This is a genomic window from Pseudomonas sp. AF03-9 (assembly GCF_020515815.1).
Taxonomy (GTDB): Bacteria; Pseudomonadota; Gammaproteobacteria; order Pseudomonadales; family Pseudomonadaceae; genus Aquipseudomonas.
On record NZ_JAHPJF010000032.1, the window covers coordinates 39,075 to 46,626 of the forward strand.

The following is a 7,552-nucleotide window of genomic DNA, read 5'->3' on the forward strand; positions in this document are numbered from 1 at the left end:
CCTTTCGTTCCAGGACGGGGCCTAGGCCTTAATGTGTGGTCACCGGCGCAAGCGCTGGTTTGGGCCTGTGGAAAAACTTTTCGAGGTACAAGTATATGACCGGCGTGGTGAACAGCGTCAGCGCCTGGCTGACCAGCAGGCCGCCGACCACCGAGATGCCCAGCGGCTGGCGCAGTTCGGCACCGGCGCCGTAGCCGAGCATCAGCGGCAGGGCGCCGAGCAGGGCGGCCAGGGAGGTCATGATGATCGGACGGAACCGGGCGATACAGGCTTCGAAGATCGCATCATGGGCTGACAAGCCGCGTGTGCGCTGCGCCTCCAGGGCGAAGTCGATCAGCAGGATGCCATTCTTCTTGACGATGCCGATCAACAGCACCAGGCCGATCAGCGCCATGATCGAAAAGTCCTGCCCCAGCAGCCACAGCATCACCAGTGCCCCGAGGCCCGCCGAGGGCAGGGTCGAGATGATGGTCAGCGGATGCACAAAGCTCTCATACAGCACGCCGAGAATGATGTAGACCGCCACCAGTGCAGCGAGGATCAGCCAAGGTTGGCTGGCCAGGGAACTCTGGAACGCCTGGGCCGCACCCTGGAAGTTGCCGATGATCGAGGCCGGCATGCCGATCTCGTTTTTCGCCTGGTCGAGCAGGATCACCGCATCACCCAGCGCCACGCCGGGCGCCAGGTTGAACGACAGGTTGGCAGCCGGGAACATGCCGTCATGGCTGATGGACAGCGGCCCGACCGTGGGCGCGTCAACCGTGGCCAGCGCCGACAGCGGCACCATTTCATTGGTCAGCGGCGAGCGCAGGTAGAAGTAATTCAGGCTTTCGGCCTTGCCGCGCTGTTGGGTGTCGAGTTCCAGCACCACTTGGTACTGGTTGATTTCGGTCTGGAACTCATTGACCTGGCGCTGGCCGAACGCGTCGTACAGCGCCTGGTCGACGTCGGTGGCCGTGAGGCCGAAGCGTGCGGCGGCGCGGCGATCGATGGTGATGTGGGTGATGCTGCCGCCCAGTTGCAGGTCATTGGAGATGTCGCGAAATTGTGGGATCGCGCGCAGTTTTTCGGTGAGCCGCTGGGTCCAGGTGTTCAGCAGCGCACCGTCGTTGCTCTTGAGCACGTATTGATACTGGCTGCGGCTGGGGCCGGAACTGAGGTTGATGTCTTGCCCGGCGCGCAGGTACAGGACGATCCCCGGCACCTTGGCCAGCTTGGGCCGGATACGGTCGATAAACTGGCTGGCGGACACGTCGCGGTCGCCGCGATCCACCAGGGAAATCCAGAAGCGTCCATTGGCGATGGTCTGGTTGCTGCCGGTCACGCCGACAGAGTGGGAAAACGCGCGCACGGCCGGGTCGGTCTGCATGATTTCGGCCAGTGCCTTGTGCTTGGCGACCATGTCCGGGTAGGACACATCCGCCGCTGCCTCGCTTGTGCCGAGGATGAAACCGGTGTCCTGCACCGGGAAGAAACCCTTGGGGATAAATACGTAGCCGACCACGGCCAGGCCCAGGGTCAGCAGGAAGATACCGGCCATGGTGCGTTGATGGGCCAGGGCGCGACGCAGGTATTTTTCGTATCCGGCCAGCAGCCGCTCGCCAAAGCCGGGGTTGTCATGGCCGCGGTGGCTCGGCGCTTTCATGAACAGGGCCGCGAGGGTCGGGGCCAGTGTCAGCGACACCACCACGGAGATCAGGATGGTGGACGTAGCAGTCAAGGCAAACTCCTTGAACAGCCGGCCGACCACGCCGCCCATGAACAGCAGCGGAATAAAGGCCGCCACCAGCGACACACTGATGGACACCACGGTAAAGCCGATTTCACTGGCGCCCTTGATCGCCGCCTCGCGTTTGTCCAGCCCGGTTTCGAGGTGGCGATGGATGTTCTCCACCACCACGATCGCATCGTCCACCACAAACCCCACGGCCACCACGATCGCCACCAGGGTCAGGTTGTTCAGGCTGAAACCCATCACGTACATCAGGGCAAAACTGGCGATCAACGACACGCCCAGCACGCTCGACACAATCAGGGTGGCCGACCACTGGCGCAGGAAAATCGCCATCACCCCGACTACCAGCAACACGGCGATCAGCAGGGTCATTTCCACTTCATGCAACGAAGCGCGGATGGTGGTGGTGCGGTCCATCAGCACGCTGACCTGCACCGCGGCAGGCAGCATCGCTTCCAGGCGCGGCAGTTCGGCCTGGATGCGCTCGACGGTCTCGACAATGTTGGCGCCGGGTTGGCGGGTGATCACCAGGTTGACGCCGGGGGTGTCCCCTGCCCAGGCCTGGACGTAGGCGTTTTCCGAACCGTTGACCACTTTGGCAACATCGCGCAGTTGCACGGGGGCGCCGTTCTTGTAGGAAATGATCAGGTCACCGTATTCATCCGGGTGAAACAACTGGTCGTTGGTCGCCAGGGTTGACACGCTGTGCTTGCCGTACAGCGCTCCCTTGGCCAGGTTCAGGCTCGATTGCTGGATGGCCAGGCGTACGTCGGCCAAGGTCAGGCCGATGGCGGCGAGCCGGTCGGGCGAGGCCTGCACACGGATCGCCGGGCGTTGCTGGCCGGTGATGTTGATCTGGCCGACACCGTCGATCTGGCTGATTTGCCGGGCAAGCAGGGTCTCCACCAAGTCGCTCAGTTCGGTGCCGGGCATGTCATGGGAACTGACACTGAGGATCAGCACCGGGCTGTCCGCCGGGTTGACCTTGCGCCAGGTCGGCAGGCTCGGCATATCGCTGGGCAGTTTGCCGGCGGCGGTGTTGATCGCCGCCTGCACTTCCTGCGCCGCAGTGTCGATGCTTTTGTCGAGGGTGAATTGCAGGGTCAGCAGGCTTGAGCCCAAGGCGCTGCTGGAGGTCATCTGGGTCATGCCGGGGATGGCGCTGAATTGCACCTCCAGCGGCGTGGCGACCGACGAGGCCATGGTGTCAGGGCTCGCGCCGGGTAATTGGGCGCTGACCTGGATCGTCGGAAACTCCGCTTCCGGCAGTGGGGCGATGGGCAATTTGGGGAAGGCAATCAGCCCAAGCAGCACCAGGGCAAAGGTCAGCAACAGGGTGGCGACCGGGCGGTCGATGCACCAGGCCGAAACCGAACCCCGCGACGTCATGGCTGCACCTGGGCGTCAGCGGTCTGGATCACTTGGGGCGGCTCCTTGAGGATCTCGACCTGGGCGCCGGCCTTGAGCCGCGATTGGCCATCGCTGACCAACACGTCGCCGGCCTGGATGCCCTTGAGGATATTGCGCTCGCTGTCCTGATACACCACCTGCACCGGCACGGTCTCGACCTTGTCGCCTTTGATGCGGTACACGAAATGCGAGTCCAGGCCACGCTGCACCACGGTCGGGGGGACGGCGAGGGCATTGCGGTCGAGGGCAGTCTGGATCTTGATCGTCACCAACTGGCCGGGCCACAGCTTCTGCGCGGTGTTGGCGAACTCGGCCTTGGCGCGCAGGGTGCCGGTGGTGCTGTTGATCTGGTTGTCGATCAAGCTCAGGCGGCCCTGGCCCAGCAGGTCACTGTCCCGGCCTTCGGTATCGGCGCCCTGGTAAGCGTCGACCTTGGCAGGGTGGTCGGCGGCAATCAGCCCCTGCAGGGTCGGCAGCATTTGCTGCGGCAGGGAGAACTCGACGGCAATCGGGTCGATCTGCGTCACCGAGAACAAGCCTTGGGTGTCGCTCATGCGCAGGAAGTTGCCTTCGTCCACCGTGCGTATCCCCACGCGACCTGTGACCGGCGAGCGAATCTGGGTGTAGGAAAGCTGTACCTGGGCCGCGTCAATGGCCGCCTGGTTGCCTTGCACCGTGGCTTTCAGTTGGTTGACCAGCGCCTGTTGCTGGTCGTAGGTCTGCCGGGAGATGCCGTCGTCGACGCTCAGTTCCTTGTAGCGCTTGAGGTTGACCAGGGCCACTTGCAGTTGCGCCTGGCTCTGTCCCAGCTGAGCCCTGGCCTGGTCGAGACTGGCGCGGATCGAGCGGTCGTCGAGGCTCGCCAGCAGGTCCCCGACCTTGACCAGTTGTCCTTCCTTGACCAGCAGCCGGGTGAGGATGCCGTCGATTTGCGGGCGGATCACCACGCTGTGCAACGACAGCACCGAACCGATGCCACTGACGTAGCGCGGCAGGTCCTGTTCCACCACGTGGATGACGCGTACCGGCACGGCGGTCGAAGCCACCAATTTGGTCTTGGCTGGCCGTGTGAAGACCCATGCCGCAATGGCCACTACCACGAGGACGCCAACGATCAAGGCGGTTTTGCGTTGAATGTGCATGCTGTCAGGTGCCGGGACGAGAGGTGGAAAAAGGATGGGTATTTATAGCCTGTGAACCCGGTCAGCAAGGTGACCGCTTTCTGACGGCGCTGTCAGTTACATGCTGACCATTCGTACGACAGTGGTAAAAGATCATGGGCCCGCAGGTATACTGCGCGCCAGTGTGGCCTGCAAGCCGGCCCCGCATCATTATCTGCATGCCCCGGAGCTTTCATGAATTCCCCGACACAATCCCCTGTTGAAGCGGCCGACCTCGTCGATTCGGCCAACGCCGAAGGCGTTGAAAAAGCCGAGATCCCGGCGTTCAAGTTTCCCTTCAAACCGGGTGAGCTGGCCGGGGCGAAGAATGCCGCCCAACCTTGGTATAAAAACGGTGCCAAGAACGGTCACACCAAATCGCCTGGCATGGCGCCACCGGGCACCCGTCGTTCCATGGGTAAACGTTGAGAGTAGAGGGTCACAAGCTGTAGTGGTAAATGCCTACAGCCTCAGTCGATATTTCTGCTTGTAGGCACAGGTCCTTTTTTTGAAAGCTTTCGCGACACCTGCACGGCCTCTTCACGGGGTTGGATGAGGATGAAGCTGGTTTTTCTAGAAAAGGACGTCCCCTGTGGCCCTGACACACCTGCGTGTTTCCCTCGCCCTATTGATGTTGTCCGGGGGCTTCACTATCGCAATAGCCGATGACCTGCCACGGCGCGAAATCCGCTTCGCCGTCGCCGCGCAGTTTCCGCCGTTCCAAAGCCGTGATCAGCACGGCCGCCTGGTGGGTTTGAACATCGAGTTGGGCAATGCGTTGTGTGAGCAGCTCAACGCACGTTGCATCTGGGTCGATCAGATCCTCGTCGAGAGCTTCGCAGCCCTTGAAGCCCGGCAATTCGACGCGATCATGGGCATGGCGCCGACCGCTCAGCGGCGCAAGCGGGTAAATTTCACCGATGACCTCTATCCCTTCACTACCCGCCTGGTAGCGCGCAAAACCTCGGGCTTGCTGCCGAGCCGGCGCTCGCTCAAAGGCAAGCGCGTCGGGCTCTTGCTGAGGAGCAATCGCGAAGCCTTCGCCCTGTCGAAATGGGCGCCGGCGGGCGTCATCATCAAGAGTTTCTGGCTCAATGAAGAACTCGTGCGCAGCCTGGTGGCTGGCGATATAGATGCAACCTTGCAAGGCCCCATAGAGATCCGCGAGCTGCTGCTCGACACGGCAGACGGCCAGGATTTCGACTTCCTTGGCCCTGCCATCTCGGCGCAATCATTGGGTGACGGTGTGGCGATTGCACTGCGCAAGCCTGATACGGCGCTGCGCAATGAGCTGAACCGCGCCCTTGAGCAGTTGATGCACAACGGCGAATACCAGCGGATCACCCAGCCCTACCACCTGGACGTCCCCCGGCATGCCGTGATGGCAAACTAATTGCGCGGAACATGAGCTGGATCAGTATTTGCCCCCTTGGTGCGCTTAGAGTCGACGGCCCTGCCGACTCTCCAACCATTACGAGCGCGCTTATCCATGAAGATCAACCTGCCGGTCACCGGTCGAAATGTGGACTTTGCCCCTGACGCCAATATCCTCTCGACCACCGACTTGACCAGTGTGATTACCTACGCCAACAAGGACTTTATCGACGTCAGTGGCTACAGCCGCGAGGAGCTGCTCGGCGCACCGCACCATCTGTTGCGTCACCCGGACATGCCGGCCGCGGCGTTTGCGCATATGTGGCAAACCTTGAAGGCGGGACGCTCATGGATGGGCATGGTGAAAAACCGCTGCAAGAACGGCGATCACTATTGGGTCAGCGCCTATGCCTCGCCGGTCACGCGTGATGGTGTGACGGTGGAGTATCAGTCGGTGCGCACCAAGCCGGATGCGCGCCGCATCGCAGCAGCGGAGCGTGCCTACGCCCAATTGCGCGGGGGCAAGCGGCCGCTGCTGCCCACGTTCGGCATGGGCCTGAAGTTATCGTTGTGGGTGGTCGGCACCGGCGGCCTGACCTGGGCGTTGGGACTGGGCCTGGCGGACTACGCGCTGGTTTGGCAACTGCTGGCGCTGGTGCTCGGTGGCGCTGTGGGCGCGGCGGGGGTCAACGCGATCCTGCGGCCCCTGGCGCAGTTGAATCAACGCGCGCGTGCAATCGCCGACAACCCCTTGAGCCAGGCGATCTACACCGGACGCACGGATGAGTGCGGGACGATCGAATTTGCCCTGCACATGCTCGAAGCCCAGGTGGGCGCAGTGGTCGGGCGCATCGGCGATGCATCGTGGCGCTTGTCTGGGCATGCCGCGCAGTTGGTCGAGCAGTTGGACAGCAGTCATGCCAGCAGCCTAGGCCAGCAGACCCAGACCGATCAGGTGGCGGCGGCGATCCACCAGATGACCGCCAGTGTGGCTGCGGTGGCCAACCATGCTGTCGTGGCGTCCAAGGCGGCCGACCAGGCCGGCAACGAAACCCGTGAAGGCCATCTGCGGGTGGATGAAAGCCGCGATGCGGTGTTGCGCCTGTCCCAGGAACTGACCCGCGCCACTGAGGTGATCCACCAACTGGAAAGTCACAGCGGTGAAATCAGCAGCGTGCTGGAGGTGATCCGCACCATTGCCGAACAAACCAACCTGCTGGCACTGAATGCCGCCATCGAAGCGGCGCGGGCCGGCGAGCAGGGCCGTGGTTTTGCCGTGGTTGCCGATGAAGTACGCGGTCTGGCGCAACGCACCCAGCAATCGACCAACGAAATCCAGCGCATGATCAGCACCCTGCAAGGCGGCGCGCGGGACGCGGTGCAGGCCATGGCGCAGAGCAGCGAACATGTCGACGCCAGCGTCGTGCAGGCACAACGGGCGGCGGCCGCGTTGGATGGCATCAGCCAGCGCGTGAGCCAGATCACCGGCATGAGCCAGCAGATCGCGGCGGCGGTGGAGGAGCAAAGTTCGGTGAGCGAAGACATCAATCGCAATATTGTCGGCATTCGCAATGCAGGGGAGGCCACCGTCTGCGCGGGGCAGCGCAGCCAGCGCAGTTCCGGGGATGTGGCGGCGTTGGCGGAAGACTTGCGGCAGTTGGCGCGGGAGTTCTGGGGCAAGCGACATTAGTGGGATTTGGAGTGAATGTGCTGCCGCCTTCGCAAGCCAGCCTGCACAGTTGCTCCACTGCCAACCCCCTGTGGGAGATTCTATGGTTGAGAGGCAGCATATCCGCCAACAGTGCCGCCGCCTTCGCAGCCTCGCTAAAGCTCGACAGCTCCCACAGGGGATGGGCAGTGCCTGGGGATCTGC

General features: G+C 62.8%; 5 protein-coding genes and 1 pseudogene. 4 read left to right on the forward strand and 2 right to left on the reverse strand.

The window, feature by feature from the left end; translation table 11 throughout:
* Window positions 1-28: 28 nt before the first annotated feature.
* Together LIY36_RS26485 and LIY36_RS26490 are read right to left on the reverse strand one after the other, a co-directional pair.
* On the reverse strand, window positions 29-3,124 hold the full coding sequence (locus LIY36_RS26485; protein WP_226457725.1) for a multidrug efflux RND transporter permease subunit: 3,096 nt from the start codon (window positions 3,122-3,124) through the stop codon (window positions 29-31).
* A complete protein-coding gene (locus LIY36_RS26490) occupies window positions 3,121-4,287 on the reverse strand; it encodes an efflux RND transporter periplasmic adaptor subunit (RefSeq protein ID WP_226457726.1) in 1,167 nt (388 codons plus the stop codon). Before LIY36_RS26490 ends, LIY36_RS26485 begins: the two co-directional genes overlap by 4 nt.
* A 213-nt stretch (window positions 4,288-4,500) precedes the next feature.
* Here LIY36_RS26490 and LIY36_RS26495 point away from each other — a divergent pair, with 213 nt between their 5' ends.
* From LIY36_RS26495 to LIY36_RS26505, 4 genes and pseudogenes are all read left to right on the forward strand, one after another.
* Window positions 4,501-4,734: a hypothetical protein gene (locus LIY36_RS26495; protein WP_192297600.1), complete on the forward strand. Its 234-nt coding sequence runs from the start codon at window positions 4,501-4,503 to the stop codon at window positions 4,732-4,734.
* Window positions 4,735-4,897: 163 nt separating this feature from the next.
* Window positions 4,898-5,698: a transporter substrate-binding domain-containing protein gene (locus LIY36_RS26500; protein WP_226457727.1), complete on the forward strand. Its 801-nt coding sequence runs from the start codon at window positions 4,898-4,900 to the stop codon at window positions 5,696-5,698.
* Between the two features lie 96 nt (window positions 5,699-5,794).
* Window positions 5,795-6,076 (forward strand): annotated as a pseudogene (locus LIY36_RS27970) (PAS domain-containing protein); the annotation flags it as partial.
* A gap of 219 nt (window positions 6,077-6,295) precedes the next feature.
* The gene (locus LIY36_RS26505) at window positions 6,296-7,369 is read left to right on the forward strand and encodes a methyl-accepting chemotaxis protein (RefSeq protein WP_442962231.1); all 1,074 of its coding nucleotides are present in this window, start codon (window positions 6,296-6,298) and stop codon (window positions 7,367-7,369) included.
* Window positions 7,370-7,552 lie beyond the last annotated feature (183 nt).

What these genes read in the sequence shown, in the direction of transcription:
- LIY36_RS26485 (WP_226457725.1), bottom strand. Translation starts at nt 3,124, where the DNA reads ATGACGTCGCGGGGTTCGGTTTCGGCCTGGTGCATCGACCGCCCGGTC.
- LIY36_RS26495 (WP_192297600.1), top strand. Translation starts at nt 4,501, where the DNA reads ATGAATTCCCCGACACAATCCCCTGTTGAAGCGGCCGACCTCGTCGAT.
- LIY36_RS26490 (WP_226457726.1), bottom strand. Translation starts at nt 4,287, where the DNA reads ATGCACATTCAACGCAAAACCGCCTTGATCGTTGGCGTCCTCGTGGTA.